We start from the raw sequence: 15,661 nt of genomic DNA, 5'->3' as shown, positions 1-15,661 counted from the left end.
CGCTTTTTACTCATCGAAATCTGTCATACGTTTTTGAGACACTTCTTTTACATAACGTCCCGCATGTTGCGGCCTTGATTGGATATTGCGTGTATCTATTTTAGGTAAGGGCATTTGTATGAGCGAATCTTTTATTGACTGTTTCCGAAATGGATAAAAAAAACCATACGGCTTTCGAAGGGATGATAATCGAAAAAGTCGCGTTAACAGAAAGATAAATCCTAGCGAAATTCCTAATAGTCCCCATAACTCTGCAAGTATTAGAAAGGGAAAGCGAAGTACACGAACAGCATGGCCCATTTTATAAATGGGTGTAATAAATGATGCAAGTGCAGATAAGGCGACGATGATTAACAAAATATTACTTGTTAATCCCGCTTGTACAGATGCTTGCCCAATCACGATACCGCCTACAATACCGAGCGTTTGTCCGACCTTCATTGGTAAACGAGCCCCTGCCTCGCGAAGAAGATCAATGGCTAACTCTAGAAAAATAGCCTCTATTATAGGCGGAAATGGTACTTGTGCCCGCGATAAAATTAATGTCTCCAGCAAATCACTTGGAATTAATTCATAATGATAACTAAGAATAGCCACATATAAGGGTGTTGCGCAAATAGAAAAAATAATTGCTATAAAACGTAATAAGCGAGAAAAGGTTGCATAAAACGATGACACACTGTAATCCTCAGGAGAGATGAAGAAATCCAGTAGAGATACAGGTGCTAATAAAACATTTGGTGCACCATCGACAAATATAGCAATTTTTCCGTCAACGAGCCCACTGCTCACACGATCAGCACGTTCTGTACTAATAAAAGTTGGAAAAATAGATTTATCGCCCATTAGATGGGCAATATAATAGCTATCATTAATTTGATCATATTGTATTGTGTTTAAGGTATCTTCTAAATATGTAACATTTTCTTCTTCTGCTACATTACTTAAATACATCATAACGATTTTCGTTTTGGAGAATTCCCCAACCAGCAACTCTTTTGTTTTTAACTCAAGAACTGGCAACCGTTTCCGAACGAGGTTAATGTTTGTATCGATATCCTCTACAAACCCTTCTTGCGACCCAGTAACGGTGGATTCGTTTAATGGGATACTAGGTAATCTGTATTTCTCAATTGCGATGTTTGCAAGTAGACATTCCGTATCATGCTCTTGTAGTTGAATGATAGCATGCCCTTTTAAGACCATTTCTTCAATTTTTTTTACGTCACTTGTAATGATGAGTCCGCTTATTGGGACCATTGCCTTTATTTCTTCTAGTGTTGGCGCAGTATGATGCAATAAAGCAGGCATTAAGTAATTTTGTAATCTCATACCATCCATTGACGTACGAAAATATGAAATCCAATACGGTTTAGCTGGATCTTCGGAAGTATGATAGTGAACAAAATCGCTTGATTCTCGTAATTTTTGCAGAAGTTCTTGCAGTGAATGAACAGTTTCGTCCTCTGGCTTACTAAAATCGAAAATGTCGTTTTGGCTTTGCTTAGACTGTTGATTCGTTGTAGCTTGCTGTTGATTTGTCTGCTGCTTGTTCGTTTGATCTTGCTGTTGATTTGTCTGCTGCTTGTTCGTTTGATCTTGCTGTTGATTTGCCTGTTGTTTGTTCGCTTGAGCTTGTTGTTGATTTGTCTGCTGCTTGTTCGTTTGATCTTGCTGTTGGTTTGTCTGTTGTTTGTTCGCTTGAGCTTGTTGTTGGTTTGTCTGTTGTTTGTTCGCTTGAGCTTGTTGTTGGTTTGTTTGTTGTTTCTTTTGCGCTACTTGCTTGCTGTTGGTTTGTTCATTTTGTTTCTTTTTCGTACCCGTATTGTTCTTTTCTGCTTGCTCATTATTGTGCTTTTTTTTGCGAAACCATTTGAAAAACATGTGTATTCCCTCTTTACCCAAATAAGATAACTTTAGTCTGTGGGAATTTTTATATATTATGCATATATTTGTGTGTAAAAAAGTGAAACGTGAATAGTGAGGGAAGCAATTTTGGATACATAGTGGTATGAGTTTTAGAGAAAGTAATAATTGAACAAATAAAGGAAATGTGGTTTCCCTTTTTGAATAGTCTTCAGTAGCGCACTTCATTATTTATGAGTAGAAATGAAGTGTTACATAAGGGGGGCGAAAAGATGGTATTTGTACAAAAACAAGTATTTCGGCTAGAGAAATATACATTTGAAAACGGTACATCAATTCCAATCCAAATTGGCTATGAAACATACGGTACGTTAAACCGTGAGAAATCAAATGCTATTTTAGTTTGTCACTATTTTAGTGCAACGAGTCATGCGGCAGGAAAGTATACAGAGCAAGACTTAGTTTCAGGTTGGTGGGATGAGTTAATTGGACCTGGAAAAGCAATTGATACAAATAAATATTTTGTTATTTGTACAGATAATCTTTGTAATGTACAAGTGAAAAATCCTTATGTTGTGACAACAGGACCAAAAACGATAAATCCGGAAACAGATGCCGAGTATGGAATGAACTTTCCGGTCTTCACGTTTCTCGATATGGCTCGTATTCAGTATGAATTAATAAAGGATATGGGGATTGCTAGGCTGCATACGATCATTGGTCCATCTGCTGGAGGCATGATTGCTCAGCAATGGGCCGTTCATTATCCACATATGATGGAACGAATGATTGGTGTGATTACAAATCCGCAAAATCCAGTTGTAACGTCTATTAATGTTTTGCAGCATGCAATCGATGCAATTCAATTAGACCCATCTTGGGAAGAGGGAAATTATGGGGAGCAGCAGCCCGTAAAAGGATTGCACTTAGCGGCGAAAATGATGTTCATAAATGCATATGATGCCCACTATTATGAAACGAAATTTCCGCGGGATAGTACAGAATCTGCACCGTATCAAGATTTTTGTACATTAACTTCATTTGAAAAAGCAATTAACGAGGCTACATTACAGAATATCGCCTTTGTTGATGCAAATTCATGGATGTACACCGCAAAAGCAACTTTACTACATGATATTGCTTATGGTTTTCCTTCATTAGAGGAAGCGCTTCGGCAAGTAGAAGCGAACGTCCTCATGATTCCTTGTAAGCAAGATTTACTGCAGCCTCCCCGTTATAATTATAAGATGGTTGAATTGTTGCGAAAGAATGGGAAATTTGCAGAAGTATATGAAATTGAAAGTATATACGGACATATGGCAGGGGTGTTTGAGACACATTTATTTGCAGGGAAAGTGAATCAATTTCTTAATCAGCAGATCTCAAGTATGATGTAGCTTTTACACATAACTTGTTTTCTCAGTGGTGCATGCTAAAATTGAGGAGAAAGAAGGAGGAGAGAGTTCATGACTGAAGTAAAAACAATTATGCCAGAAGAAGTACAAGAGCGTTTAGAAAAAGGAGAAACGCTCTTTTTAGTAGATGTGCGTGAAGATGAAGAAGTAGCATACGGAAAAATTCCAGAAGCAGTTCATATTAAAATGGGGGATATTCCGCATAAAGTAGACTTCTTTGATAAAGAAAATGAATATATTTTTATTTGCCGATCTGGTATGCGCAGCGAAAATGTTTGTCATTACTTAAATGAACTAGGTTATAAGACCTTGAACATGGTTGGCGGCATGATGCAGTATGAAGGAGAAGTAAAGTAAAACTCTACTATTTGTTAAAATGTAATAATTCTTTTGAAAACTTGAAACGCGTCCGTTTCAAGTTTTTTTCTTTTGCATACAGTGTAGAAAGCAGGAGATATTGTTCAGAAAGGTGGTTCAAGGGTGAATTCACTTATTCGAAAAATCAAAATCATAAATAATAAAGGCGCAATCAATATGGGGAATTGTTACAATCTTTCTCCATTTTTTGCGAGGAAGGCATTTAGTGGTGCTGGTGGATCAAGCGTTGCGACATTCTTAAATGGGAAGTTAGCGCCGCCGATAACACCGCAAACCACTGAATTTACTCCGCCTTTACCAACTGGCACATTAACAGCAGGAGTATAACGGAAAGGTTGTATAAAAATGGGGGTTTGTATTAAGGAATTTGTTATTGTCAATAATTCTGGGAATATTTTCACAGGAGATAATTTGCGAGATACTTCGTTTGTTGCTTCGAAAACATTTACAGGATCAACAGGACCAACGTGTATGGATGTTGTCGTCGTGATCGGAAATACAAATGAAGTTTGCTTACGCCCTGGGGATACAGTGACAACTACGATTACACGGGGGACTGGACTAACAGGTAGTAGCCCAAGCAGTGGCGGTGGGATGACTGGTGCTTTACAGGGAACTCCGAGTAGCAGTGGGATGACTGGTGCTTTACAGGGAACTCCGAGTAGCAGTGGGATGACCGGTACTTTACAGGGAACTCCGAGTAGTAGTCAAAGCAATGGCCTAAGTAGTAGCCCAAGCAGTAAAACGGGTAGTAACTCAAGTAGTAGCTGCGAGAGCGTTTTACCAGCAGCTACTAAAACAGATAATACAGATTCTGAAGTAGGATTTTCGTAAAAGAATGATTATTTATTTCCATAAAATACTTTATAAGTAAGCCCTCCGTTTCTTTAGAAGTGGGGGGCTTATTACTGATTCCAAAAGCTTCCATCAGTGGAGAATGAAAAAACCCCACTGATGGAAGCTTTACTTTAATTGATCCATTCAACAACCATATCCATTGTTTGACGGGTTTTTTCATGTTGTGGTTCTTCTAATCGATAGCCGAAAGCCACTAAACAAGAGACACCGAATGTATCTCCAGAAATAATTCCTTCTTCTCGTAAAAGTGATTCTACTTTTTCTTGATGAAAGCCTTCCATAGGACAAGAATCGATACCGATTTGAGCAGCTGCAGTCATCATATTACCTAGAGCAATATATGTTTGTTTAGAAGCCCAGTCAAACATAGCACGATTATTTTCTAATAAATTGAAATCGGATTCTTGGAACGTTTTATAAAAATCACCTTTCACATTCACTGCTTCTTGTGGAAGTCTTTGGATGTTTGTCATGAAGTTAGAAATATAAGAAGAGTTATACATCATATCTTCTTTTTTTCGAGCTAATATCACAACAAAATGGCTGGCTGTTGGTAATTGTTTTTGTGCTCCCCATGCTATCGGTAGAAGCTTCTTGCGAATATCTTGATTTTGAATCACGACAAATTTCCAAGGTTCAAAGCCAAATGAACTTGGAGAAAGACGACCTGTTTCTAGAATAAAATGAAAATCTTCATCAGAGATTTTTTTATTTACATCAAATACTTTGCATGCATGTCTAAACTGATATGCTTTTAAAATTTCTTCTTTTGTATTTTTCATTGAAATAACCACCTTTTGATAATTTACTTTCTCTTAGTAAGTTGATTACAAAATGAATTTTACTATAGTATAATTATAGATATAAGTACGCACATTTTTGACATATAGTATCAAAATGTATACTAATGGAGAGTGATGAGATGGAGAAGGAGAATATACGTCGTTGTTCGGTAGAAGTCACATTAGATGTAATCGGTGGGAAATGGAAAGGCGTTATTCTATTTCATTTGATAAATGGAGAAATTCGCTTTAATCAATTTTTACGATTGATGCCCGGTATTACACAACGGATGTTAACGAGACAATTACGAGAGCTAGAGGCTGATGGTGTGATTCATCGTGAAGTATATAAGGAAGTGCCTCCGAAGGTTGAATACTCGTTAACCGAATTCGGAAAGTCGTTAACTCCAATTATCATAATGATGCGTGATTGGGGAAATCAGTATCGAATGCAAATAGAGCAGGAATAAAAAAGTGTGCAATCAAGGTGTTGCACACTTTTTATTTTTATTAAAATTTTACCGGTTTTCTTTTCCGATAAATAATATAACTGCGTCGTAAGTATTTCACTGGTACGCTAAAGACATGAACAAGTCTTGTAAATGGCCATGTTGCAAAGAGTCCCATAGCTGCAGTGACATGAATTTTGAACCAAATTGGCACCTCCGCCATATATTCCGCTTTAGGTTGGAAAATAAAGAGGCTGCGGAACCATGGGCCAATCGTTGTTCGATAATCGAAACCGTTTGAATCGATATTTAAAAATGTAGAAGAAAGTCCTGCAAGCATTACGATGAGCAACAAGATGAGAGCAACGTAGTCTCCTGTTGTACTTGTTGCGATAATACGTTTTACGGTAAAGCGGCGATACGTTAAAATGAATAATCCGATTACAGAAGCAATACCTGCCGGAAGACCGAAACCGATTGCCATTATATGATACGTATGTTCAGAAATGCCAAGAGAACTGTAGACAGATTCGGGGATTAAAATTCCCATGACATGCCCGCCAATTACGAACATAATACCAAAATGAAATAGTAAACTTCCGATTCGGAGCATTTTCTTCTCTAATAGTTCACTAGATTTTGATGTCCAACCAAATTGATCGTAGTTGTATCTAAAAATATGTCCACCAATGAAAATGACTAAAATGATATATGGAAAGAGTACCCATAAAAATTGATCCATCATCTTTGTCGTACTCCTTTCTAGTTTATTTCATACTGCCATGCACGAATAGCAGTAAGGATGCAGCGGACAATTGGTTCGTGCATACTGTTTATGTCTTTTAATTGTTGATGCAATGCTTCGATATTGCTTTCATATTTTTTCATAGTCAGCTCACTATCTTCTTCACCAGCATTTGCGAGAAATTCTAACATAAGTGGTAAATAATCAGGCAGTTCTTTATCTGTTACAGCGAAGCCTGCTTTTTGATAGTGTTGTTTTAGTTCTAGCAGTTCAATTCCTCGTTCTCTTTGTTCACCAGTATTCATATAAGTGAGATACATATTTGTTTTTTTGCCAAAATCAAATGTATATACAAATGATTGAATTAATTCATCACCTGTTTTTTGCTTTGCTTGTTCGATAAACGTTGTAAGGATAGTGCGAATTTCCTCATGTTTGATCGTTTGAATCTCACTCTGTAAATGAGGAAGTTCTTCTCTCCATCCTTGTTCAGGATAGGAGAGAAGAAAGGAAGAACAAGAAAAAGCTGTTTGTAAACTTTGGTTCATAATGGTTACCTCCTTTATTTTAAGAGATTGTCATACAAGAGCCAGGACCACCGGCAAAGGAAAGACCGCAGCTTCCTTGCTCGTTATAAAGGTCTGCGACTTGCTCGCGGTGAGAAGTTGGAATAACAAAACGATCTTTATATTTCGCAATCGCAAGAAGACGATACATATCTTCAATGTCTTCTTTTGTTAAGTTCAGTTCTTTTAATACAGCTTCATTTGGTTCTTTATTTATTTGCAATGCTCTCATATGAGTACGCATGACAGCCATTTTTTTCAATGTAAGACGAATATGAGATTCATCGCCTGCAGTTAATAAATTTGCTAAATATTGAATTGGAATACGCATATTATCAATAGCAGGGAAAATTTCTTCTGCTTGCCAGTTGCTTCCTTTTCCTTCGACCATGTTCATAATTGGACTTAATGGTGGAATGTACCAAACCATTGGCAATGTACGATACTCTGGATGAAGAGGAAGAGCAATTTTCCAATCGATAATCATTTTATAAATTGGTGATTGCTGAGCAGCTTTGATCCATTCTTCTGGAATACCTTGTTTCTTTGCTTCAGCAGCTACTTCTGGATCATTTGGGTCTAGGAATACGTTAAGCTGCGAATGGTATAAGTCTTTTTCATCGGGTACAGATGCAGCTTCTTTTACTTTGTCAGCGTCATATAACATAACGCCGATATAACGGATTCGTCCAACGCATGTTTCCGAACAAATTGTTGGCAGACCAGCCTCAATGCGCGGGAAGCACATCGTACATTTTTCAGCTTTATTCGTTTGCCAGTTGAAATATACTTTCTTATACGGACAAGAAGATACACAGAATCTCCAAGCACGGCATGCATTTTGGTCAACAAGGACAATGCCGTCTTCATCACGCTTATACATAGCACCAGATGGGCAAGAAGATACGCATGACGGATTGATGCAATGTTCGCAAATACGAGGTAAGTACATCATGAACACATTTTCAAAATCCGTTTTAATTTCTTCTTCCATTTTTTTGACGTTTGGATCTTGTAAGCCTGTTATATGCCCGCCAGCTAAATCATCTTCCCAGTTTGGTCCCCATTCAATTTTATCGATAAATTCACCTGTAATAGCTGACTTTGGGCGAGCAACTGGTTGGTGCTTTCGCTGCGGACTGTTTGTTAATGTTTCATAATCGTAGTTCCAAGGCTCAAAGTAATCATCAATTGTTGGTTGATCTGGGTTATGGAAAATGTTCATGAGACGTTTCATTTTTGAACCGGATTTCAACTGAAGGTCTCCGTTTTTCAGCTCCCAGCCGCCTTTATATTTTTCTTGATCTTCCCATTGTTTTGGATAGCCGATGCCCGGTTTTGTTTCCACATTGTTAAAGTACATGTATTCAGCACCTGGACGATTCGTCCAGGTGTTTTTGCATGTTACGCTACAAGTGTGGCAGCCGATGCATTTATCAAGATTCATTACCATTCCGACTTGTGCTTTAATCTTCAAGCCAATCTACCTCCTTCAGTTTGCGGATGACAACGTTTAGGTCGCGTTGGTTTCCAGTTGGGCCATAGTAGTTAAAGCCGTAACTTAATTGACCGTATCCACCAATCATATGAGTTGGTTTTACGTGAATACGCGTCGGGCTATTATGTGTTCCTCCGCGGTTGCTTGTTAAATTCGTACCAGGCACGTTAATGTGGCGATCTTGTGCATGATGCATAAACGCCATTCCACGAGGCATGCGGTGTGTGACGACAGCGCGTGCAACAACGACACCGTTTCGGTTAAAGCATTCAATCCAGTCATTATCAGCAACACCAGCTTCAGCGGCATCATCTTTATTCATCCAAACGGTTGGTCCGCCGCGGAACAGTGTTAACATCGGCAGTGAATCAAAGTACATACTATGAATGGACCACTTATTATGCGGTGTTAAATAGTTTAGCGTAATTTCTTTTCCTTCTACTTCAGGGCGAGATTTTCGGAACGGTTTATGCTGTAAAATTGGTTTGAACGTTGCCATTGTTTCGCCAAATTCTTTCATCATGTCGTGATCTAAGTAGAAAGATTGACGTCCTGTTATTGTTCGCCAAGGAATAAGACGTTCTACGTTTGTTGTAAACGGTGAGTAACGGCGTCCTCCTTTTTCTGAACCACTAAAAGCAGGGGAGGTAATAACAGTTTTTGGCTGCGCTGTAATTTGTTCAAATGTGAAGCATTCTTCTTCACGCTCTTCTGCTAAATCGCGCAGTTGTAAATCTGTTTGTTTTTCAAGCGCTTCCCATGCTTTTACTGCCATATGACCATTTGTTGTTGAAGAAAGAGTTAAGACTGCTTCAGCAGCATTGATTGCCTCTGTTATGTCAGGGCACCCTTTCGCGATAGAATCAGTGCGAATTACACCTAATTTACTCTTTAGTTGTTCGTATTCTTTTTCGGCAGACCAAGAGATACCTTTCGTGCCAATTGGTTGTTTTCCAACGTTTGGTCCAAGTGCAGTCATTTTGTCGTAAATCGTTTTATAGTCGCGTTCTACAACGTGAATTTGCGGCATTGTTTTGCCTGGGATTGGCTCACATTCCCCTTTGCTCCAATCTTTAATTTGGCCAAGCGGCTGTGCTAATTCTTGCGGTGTATCGTGAAGAAGCGGCGTTGCAACAACTTCTTTCATTGGCTCAAGGTCTAATTTTTGTGCTAAATCAGAGACTGCTTTTGAAAGGGAGCAGAAAATATCCCAGTCAGAACGCGCTTCCCATGGTGAACCGATTGCCGGATTAAATGGGTGCACGAACGGATGCATATCTGTACTGCTTAAATCATGCTTTTCATACCACGTTGAAGCAGGAAGAACGATGTCAGAGTATAGTGCTGTTCCAGCCATACGGAAATCTAAGTTGATTAGTAGATCAAGTTTTCCTTCCGGTGCCTCTTCATGCCACTTGATTTCCTCTGGTCGTAATGAATCACTATCATCATTCATTAATCCATTTGTTGTACCTAATAAATGTTTTAAGAAATACTCGTGTCCTTTACCAGAACTTGAGATTAAATTCGCGCGCCAGACGAATAAATTGCGCGGGAAGTTATTTTTGTTATCAGGGTCTTCAATCGCAAATTTGAGCTCTTTTTCTTTTAGCTTCTCTGCAACATATTCCCCGATTTCTTCTTGCGATGTTGCTCCAGCAGCCACTGCTTCTTTATATAATTCAATGCCATTCTTTTCGAACGTTGGATACGATGGTAACCAGCCTAGACGAGCGGCCAACACATTGTAATCACCGTGATGCTGATAGCGTGAATTGCCGACAACTGGTGATGCTAAATGTCCAACTGGTGTATCTTCATAGCGCCACTGATCTGTAACGAAATAGAAGAAGGATGTACCGTTTTGCAGTTTCGGCGGACCTTGCCAATCCTTTGCGGTTGCGATGGTTTGCCAACCTTCTGCTGGGCGTAATTTTTCTTGGCCGACATAGTGAGCCCAGCCGCCGCCGTTAACCCCTTGTGCTCCAACAAGCAGAACAAGATTTAAAACAGCGCGGTAAATCGTATCTGAGTTAAACCAATGGTTAATACCAGCGCCGACAATAATCATCGAGCGTCCATTTGTATCAACGGCATTTTGCGCAAATTCACGAGCGATTTGAATAATAAGTTCTCGTTTTACACCTGTCATTTTTTCTTGCCATGCTGGTGTAAATGGAGCATCTTCATCAAAGCTCTTCGGTTCTTGTCCCCCAAGACCGCGGTCTACGCCGTAGTTCGCTAATGTTAAATCATAGACAGTTGTTACGAAAAGATCTCCGTTTGGCGTTGTAATCTTTTTCACTGGAATGGTACGTTCTAATACTTCATTTCCGTCATCAGAAAAGTATGGAATTTGTACGGTTCCAATTGTATCTTCCATACCAAGTAAAGAAAGACGCGGATCAATTTTTTCGCCTGTTTGCTCATCTTCTAAACGTAAGTTCCATTTTTTCTCGTTATCCCAGCGTGATCCCATTGTGCCGTGCGGCGTAGCGAAATCATGACTGTTATCGTTCCAAAGAACAGGTTTCCATTCGCCAAGCTTTGTTTCCCGGCCGATATCAGCGGCATTTAAGAAACGATCTGCAACAAATTGACCTTCTTGCTGTTTTAACGTGACAAGGAATGGGAAATCTGTGTATTGTTTTGCATAATTTATGAAGTAGTCTACTTGTTTGTCCACGTAGAATTCTTGTAAAATAACGTGCCCCATTGCCATTGCAAGGGCACCGTCTGTTCCTTGTTTTACACTGATCCAGTCATCAGCGAATTTTGTTGATTCGGCAAAATCAGGGCTAACAGAAACAACTTTCGTTCCTTTATAGCGCACTTCCGCTAAGAAGTGGGCATCTGGCGTCCGGGTTAGTGGTACGTTGGATCCCCATGTCATAATGTAGCCAGCGTTGTACCAATCACTACTTTCTGGCACATCGGTTTGATCACCCCAAATTTGCGGTGAAGCTGGCGGTAAGTCAGCATACCAATCGTAGAAGCTCAGCATCGGTCCGCCCATAAGCTGCATAAAGCGGCTGCCAGCTGCGTGACTTAACATTGACATCGCAGGAATTGGTGAGAAGCCAACATTTCGATCAGGGCCATACTTGATTACTGTATATAGTAAGGAAGCAGCAACGAGTTGTAATACTTCATCCCAACTTGCACGAATGAAGCCGCCTTTTCCGCGGGCACTTTTATATGTGCGTGCTTTTTCTGGATTTTCAACAATGCTTTTCCAAGCATCTAACGGTGATTCATGTTTTTGCAATTCTTCTTGCCACATATTCCAAAGAACGCCGCGTACATATGGGTATTTCACACGAAGCGGGCTGTAGATGTACCAGGAAAAGCTTGCTCCGCGTGGACATCCGCGTGGCTCAAAGTCTGGCATATCAGGACCAGTAGACGGATAATTTAGCTCTTGGCCTTCCCAAGTGACAATTCCATCTTTTACGTAAATGTTCCAACTGCAAGAACCGGTGCAGTTTACGCCGTGTGTGGAGCGGATTACTTTATCATGTTGCCATCGCTTTCGATAGGCATTTTCCCATTCTCGGTCTTCATATGTTTCTTGCGTATGATTATCGTTATAACGATCTATTGGCGAAAAATATTTTAAACGTTGCATAAATGGTGATAATTTCTTTTTCATATTGTTCACTCCTTTATTGCATCTCTCTTGCTTAATTTCACTATAAGAGGGCATGCAAAATAGGGATGTGATATCTATCACAGTTCAACAGATTGTCAAAAAATCATGAGTGTGTAAGGAGAAAATCGAGAAGGTGTGACATTTTGCACATTGCAAAATATGTTTTGTATGTAAAGTAGGGGGAGAAAGAAAAAAGAGCAGCATCCTCAATAATATATACATTTTAATTTTCCGACACATAAGCTGCTATGCAGAATAAAACAGCTCCCTTTGTTTGAAACCTCGCATGTGGCAGGAGAAGGCCCTGACCGCTTCTATGCACGGCCAGATGATCTTGTCCCTCCCTAAAAGAAAAGGTTTTTTATGTCGGTTTTTTAACTTGTATATATAGGATGCTACTCAATACTACAAATAGAAGTAGGGCAATCTTCACAAGAGATTGCACATTTTAAAAAGTGTAAATTATGAATGGTGATTTTGCCTTTATGGATAGAAATAATGTCTTGTTTTTTTAAATCATTCAACATACGATTGACACTTTCACGGGAGGTTGCACAGAAGTTTGCAAGCTCTTGATTCGTTAATGGAAGATCGATAAGAATACCATCTTCTTTTAAAATGCCATAACTATTCGTCATGCGAATAAGAGTCGAGTAGAGTGCTCCCTTTTTGCCGTGCAATACTAAATCACGAAACTTCGTTTGCATTCTTCGTAAATGTTCACTGACCCATTTCATAAATTCGAAGGCAAGAGCTGGTTTTTCCAGCAATGCTTTTTCTAATGCATCCCGCTTAATGACGCCGATTTCTGCATGTTCAAGCACTTTTGCATTTAATAGATATTTGGCGTTTTCTGTAAATAATGTAAGTTCCCCAATAATATCATTCTCCGAACAAATGCGCAGTGTCAATTCTTGACCGTCGGCGCTAATTTTACTAATTTGCACTTTTCCAGAGTGAATAATATATAGTTCTTTTGCCTCCATACCTTCTTGGAAAATATAATTAGATTTGTTCACTTGCATTTTATATTCGACAGATGCGAGTAATTCTTTTAAATCATTTGATAATGCAGTACTGTTTGCCACAGCAATCACCTCTTTTCCCAGAATAGCCTATTTCTTATTTTGAATATAAATATAGTGAAAATGCAAGAGATTTTTTCCCTTGAATAATTGTGAACAGTTTTTGAACAGATTTGTGAAGAATTTTTGAATGAGGAAATTGATGTGAGAAATATCACAACATAGAGTGTGGTTCTTTTTTTATGATGAAGACAAATGAAAGACAGCCAAAAATAGATAAAGTGCAAGAGCAAAAACACCCTAGTTTAAAAATATATTATAATAAAAAGCAGATATATATATGCAGCAAGAAGGAGGGGTGAAGATGACTGAGAAGATTGTAGATGTATGGCAGCGTCCACTTCAAGATTTACGCATTTCTGTCATTGATCGTTGTAATTTTCGGTGTACGTATTGTATGCCGGCTGAAGTGTTTGGGCCAGATTATGCATTTTTAAAGGAAGAGTTTCTACTTACCTTTGATGAGATTGAGCGATTGGCTAAACTTTTTGTTCGCATGGGCGTCAAGAAAATTCGCTTAACTGGCGGCGAACCATTACTTCGTAAAAATTTACCGCAGCTCATTGAACGTCTTGTGAAATTAGAAGGTTTAACAGATATTGGACTAACGACAAACGGCATTCATTTAACGAAGCAGGCAAAGGCATTAAAGGAAGCAGGTTTACAGCGAGTAAATGTCAGCTTAGATGCGTTAGATGATGATGTATTTCGAAGTATTAATGGCCGCAATGTAAGTACAAAACCTGTATTACGAGGAATTGAAGAAGCAAGATTCGCCGGCTTAGACGTAAAAATCAATATGGTCGTGAGAAAAGGAATGAACGATAACCAAATTTTGAAGATGGCCGCTTATTGTAAAGAGCAGTGCATCCCTCTTCGCTTTATCGAATTTATGGATGTTGGAAGTACGAACGGTTGGAACTTTGAACAAGTTATTACAAAGAAAGAGTTAATTGATATGATTGGACATATGTATCCAATTGAGCCAGTAGATCCACATTATTTCGGTGAAGTAGCCAAGCGATATCGATATGTTGGAACTGAGACCGAAGTTGGCTTTATTACTTCTGTTTCTGAATCGTTTTGTTCTTCTTGTACGAGAGCGCGCATTTCAGCAGAAGGTCAGTTGTATACATGCTTATTTGCAACGACAGGAACAGATTTACGAACGCTGATCCGGGGTGGAATAGATGATGAGGAATTGTTTCAAATCGTGCAAGATGTGTGGAATAAGCGGGATGATCGTTATTCAGATGAACGAACGGAAGAAAGTGCAAATAATCGCCCGAAAATTGAAATGTCATATATTGGCGGATAGAGAGAAGGGATTAAGATGCAAGAGCGGTACTCACGACAAATACTATTTTCTGAGATTGGGGAAGCTGGTCAGCGAAATTTAAGTGAAAAACACGTATTAATCATCGGCGCTGGAGCGCTTGGTGCAGCAAATGCTGAGGCGCTTGTTCGAGCAGGAATTGGCAAGTTGACGATTGCAGATCGTGATTATGTCGAATGGAGCAATTTGCAAAGGCAGCAATTATATACAGAAGAAGATGCGAAGCGCTATGTGCCGAAAGCAGTTGCAGCTACGCAGCATTTAAGGCGAATTAATTCTGACGTAACTATTAAGTCAGTTGTAACGGATGTAACGGTGCAAGAAATAGAGCGGCTTGTTCAAAATGTGGATATCATAATCGATGCGACGGATAATTTCGATACGCGTCTCCTTATTAATGATATTTCACAAAAGTATAACGTTCCGTGGATATACGGTGGTTGCGTTGGGAGTTACGGTGTAACGTATACGATTATTCCAGGAAAAACACCGTGCTTTCGCTGTTTAATGGAGCATCCAACGAGCGGAGCAACGTGTGATACAGCGGGAATTATTCAACCGGCAGTGCAAATGGTTGTTGCTTATCAAGTTGCTGAAGCTTTAAAAATATTAGTTGGAGACTTTGCAGCATTAAGAGAAACGATGGTATCATTTGATCTTTGGAACAACCAGTATATGGCATTTAAAGTAAATAGGCAGAAAAAAGAAAACTGTCTATCATGCGGCAAGCTGCGAACATATCCAAGCTTAACATTTGAAGCGCAAACGAAAACAGAAGTATTATGCGGCCGTAATACGGTTCAGATTCGTCCAGGCATAAATCAGCCTCTTAACTTAGAAGAACTTGAAAAGCGCTTACAAAGAAGCGTGACGGTACAGAGGACGCCGTACTTATTATCATTTCATGTTGATGAATATCGCTTTGTTTTATTCCAAGATGGGCGGGCGTTTGTTCATGGTACAAATGATATACAAGTGGCAAAGCGATTATACGCTCGTTATATAGGGTGAATCCAAAGGGGATGTCCCCC

Annotated in this window: 13 protein-coding genes and 1 pseudogene; 7 read left to right on the top strand and 7 right to left on the bottom strand. The window is 39.2% G+C overall.

The genetic code is table 11. From position 1 onward, the window contains the following. Window positions 1–6: 6 nt before the first annotated feature. Window positions 7–1,884, bottom strand: coding sequence for a spore germination protein (locus MR076_RS03705; protein WP_242217752.1), 1,878 nt, complete (start codon window positions 1,882–1,884; stop codon window positions 7–9). A 254-nt stretch (window positions 1,885–2,138) separates the two neighbouring features. Here MR076_RS03705 and MR076_RS03700 point away from each other — a divergent pair, with 254 nt between their 5' ends. From MR076_RS03700 to MR076_RS03685, 4 genes and pseudogenes are all read left to right on the top strand, one after another. Then, window positions 2,139–3,263 carry a homoserine O-acetyltransferase family protein gene (locus MR076_RS03700; protein ID WP_242217750.1) on the top strand — a complete coding sequence of 375 codons (1,125 nt, stop codon included), beginning with the start codon at window positions 2,139–2,141 and terminating at the stop codon, window positions 3,261–3,263. 69 nt (window positions 3,264–3,332) lie between these two features. After that, on the top strand, window positions 3,333–3,638 hold the full coding sequence (locus tag MR076_RS03695; protein ID WP_020060269.1) for a rhodanese-like domain-containing protein: 306 nt from the start codon (window positions 3,333–3,335) through the stop codon (window positions 3,636–3,638). Window positions 3,639–3,761: 123 nt separating this feature from the next. After that, window positions 3,762–3,986 carry a spore germination protein gene (locus tag MR076_RS03690; RefSeq protein WP_242217747.1) on the top strand — a complete coding sequence of 75 codons (225 nt, stop codon included), beginning with the start codon at window positions 3,762–3,764 and terminating at the stop codon, window positions 3,984–3,986. An 18-nt stretch (window positions 3,987–4,004) separates the two neighbouring features. Continuing rightward, a pseudogene (locus MR076_RS03685) lies at window positions 4,005–4,319 on the top strand (hypothetical protein); the annotation flags it as partial. 308 nt (window positions 4,320–4,627) lie between these two features. On the opposite strand, the gene MR076_RS03680 reads toward MR076_RS03685, so the two are convergent. Then, window positions 4,628–5,299 (bottom strand): NAD(P)H-dependent oxidoreductase, encoded by a 672-nt coding sequence (locus tag MR076_RS03680; protein WP_242217739.1) that lies wholly within the window; start codon window positions 5,297–5,299, stop codon window positions 4,628–4,630. Between the two features lie 140 nt (window positions 5,300–5,439). On the opposite strand from MR076_RS03680, the gene MR076_RS03675 reads away from it, so the two are divergent. Next, window positions 5,440–5,769, top strand: coding sequence for a winged helix-turn-helix transcriptional regulator (locus MR076_RS03675; RefSeq protein ID WP_242217732.1), 330 nt, complete (start codon window positions 5,440–5,442; stop codon window positions 5,767–5,769). A gap of 40 nt (window positions 5,770–5,809) precedes the next feature. On the opposite strand, the gene narI is transcribed toward MR076_RS03675, so the two are convergent. The 5 genes from narI to MR076_RS03650 form a co-directional block, all read right to left on the bottom strand. Continuing rightward, a complete protein-coding gene (gene narI / locus MR076_RS03670) occupies window positions 5,810–6,493 on the bottom strand; it encodes a respiratory nitrate reductase subunit gamma (protein WP_242217729.1) in 684 nt (227 codons plus the stop codon). A gap of 17 nt (window positions 6,494–6,510) precedes the next feature. Continuing rightward, the gene (gene narJ / locus MR076_RS03665) at window positions 6,511–7,041 is read right to left on the bottom strand and encodes a nitrate reductase molybdenum cofactor assembly chaperone (protein ID WP_242217725.1); all 531 of its coding nucleotides are present in this window, start codon (window positions 7,039–7,041) and stop codon (window positions 6,511–6,513) included. A 19-nt stretch (window positions 7,042–7,060) separates the two neighbouring features. Next, window positions 7,061–8,536: a nitrate reductase subunit beta gene (narH, locus tag MR076_RS03660; protein WP_242217723.1), complete on the bottom strand. Its 1,476-nt coding sequence runs from the start codon at window positions 8,534–8,536 to the stop codon at window positions 7,061–7,063. Next, entirely contained in the window at window positions 8,526–12,209 is a 3,684-nt protein-coding gene (locus MR076_RS03655; protein ID WP_242217721.1) for a nitrate reductase subunit alpha, read from the bottom strand. Before MR076_RS03655 ends, narH begins: the two co-directional genes overlap by 11 nt. A gap of 395 nt (window positions 12,210–12,604) precedes the next feature. Beyond that, a complete protein-coding gene (locus tag MR076_RS03650; protein WP_242217719.1) occupies window positions 12,605–13,297 on the bottom strand; it encodes a Crp/Fnr family transcriptional regulator in 693 nt (230 codons plus the stop codon). A gap of 301 nt (window positions 13,298–13,598) precedes the next feature. Here MR076_RS03650 and moaA point away from each other — a divergent pair, with 301 nt between their 5' ends. Together moaA and MR076_RS03640 are read left to right on the top strand one after the other, a co-directional pair. Then, on the top strand, window positions 13,599–14,612 hold the full coding sequence (gene moaA, locus MR076_RS03645) for a GTP 3',8-cyclase MoaA (protein WP_242217717.1): 1,014 nt from the start codon (window positions 13,599–13,601) through the stop codon (window positions 14,610–14,612). Window positions 14,613–14,627: 15 nt separating this feature from the next. After that, window positions 14,628–15,641: a molybdopterin-synthase adenylyltransferase MoeB gene (locus tag MR076_RS03640; protein ID WP_242217714.1), complete on the top strand. Its 1,014-nt coding sequence runs from the start codon at window positions 14,628–14,630 to the stop codon at window positions 15,639–15,641. Window positions 15,642–15,661: the final 20 nt, after the last annotated feature.

The organism is Bacillus cereus group sp. BfR-BA-01380 (assembly GCF_022663535.1).
GTDB classification, from domain to species: Bacteria; Bacillota; Bacilli; order Bacillales; family Bacillaceae_G; genus Bacillus_A; species Bacillus_A cereus_BB.
The sequence above is the reverse complement of the archived record's forward strand: the minus strand, read 5'-3'. Positions and strand labels throughout refer to the sequence as shown.

Bases quoted from the DNA above. Each gene is read 5' to 3' on its own strand.
- narJ (WP_242217725.1), bottom strand. From the start codon at position 7,041: ATGAACCAAAGTTTACAAACAGCTTTTTCTTGTTCTTCCTTTCTTCTC.
- MR076_RS03655 (WP_242217721.1), bottom strand. From the start codon at position 12,209: ATGAAAAAGAAATTATCACCATTTATGCAACGTTTAAAATATTTTTCG.
- moaA (WP_242217717.1), top strand. From the start codon at position 13,599: ATGACTGAGAAGATTGTAGATGTATGGCAGCGTCCACTTCAAGATTTA.
- MR076_RS03680 (WP_242217739.1), bottom strand. From the start codon at position 5,299: ATGAAAAATACAAAAGAAGAAATTTTAAAAGCATATCAGTTTAGACAT.
- narI (WP_242217729.1), bottom strand. From the start codon at position 6,493: ATGATGGATCAATTTTTATGGGTACTCTTTCCATATATCATTTTAGTC.
- MR076_RS03640 (WP_242217714.1), top strand. From the start codon at position 14,628: ATGCAAGAGCGGTACTCACGACAAATACTATTTTCTGAGATTGGGGAA.
- MR076_RS03705 (WP_242217752.1), bottom strand. From the start codon at position 1,884: ATGTTTTTCAAATGGTTTCGCAAAAAAAAGCACAATAATGAGCAAGCA.
- MR076_RS03700 (WP_242217750.1), top strand. From the start codon at position 2,139: ATGGTATTTGTACAAAAACAAGTATTTCGGCTAGAGAAATATACATTT.
- MR076_RS03695 (WP_020060269.1), top strand. From the start codon at position 3,333: ATGACTGAAGTAAAAACAATTATGCCAGAAGAAGTACAAGAGCGTTTA.
- MR076_RS03675 (WP_242217732.1), top strand. From the start codon at position 5,440: ATGGAGAAGGAGAATATACGTCGTTGTTCGGTAGAAGTCACATTAGAT.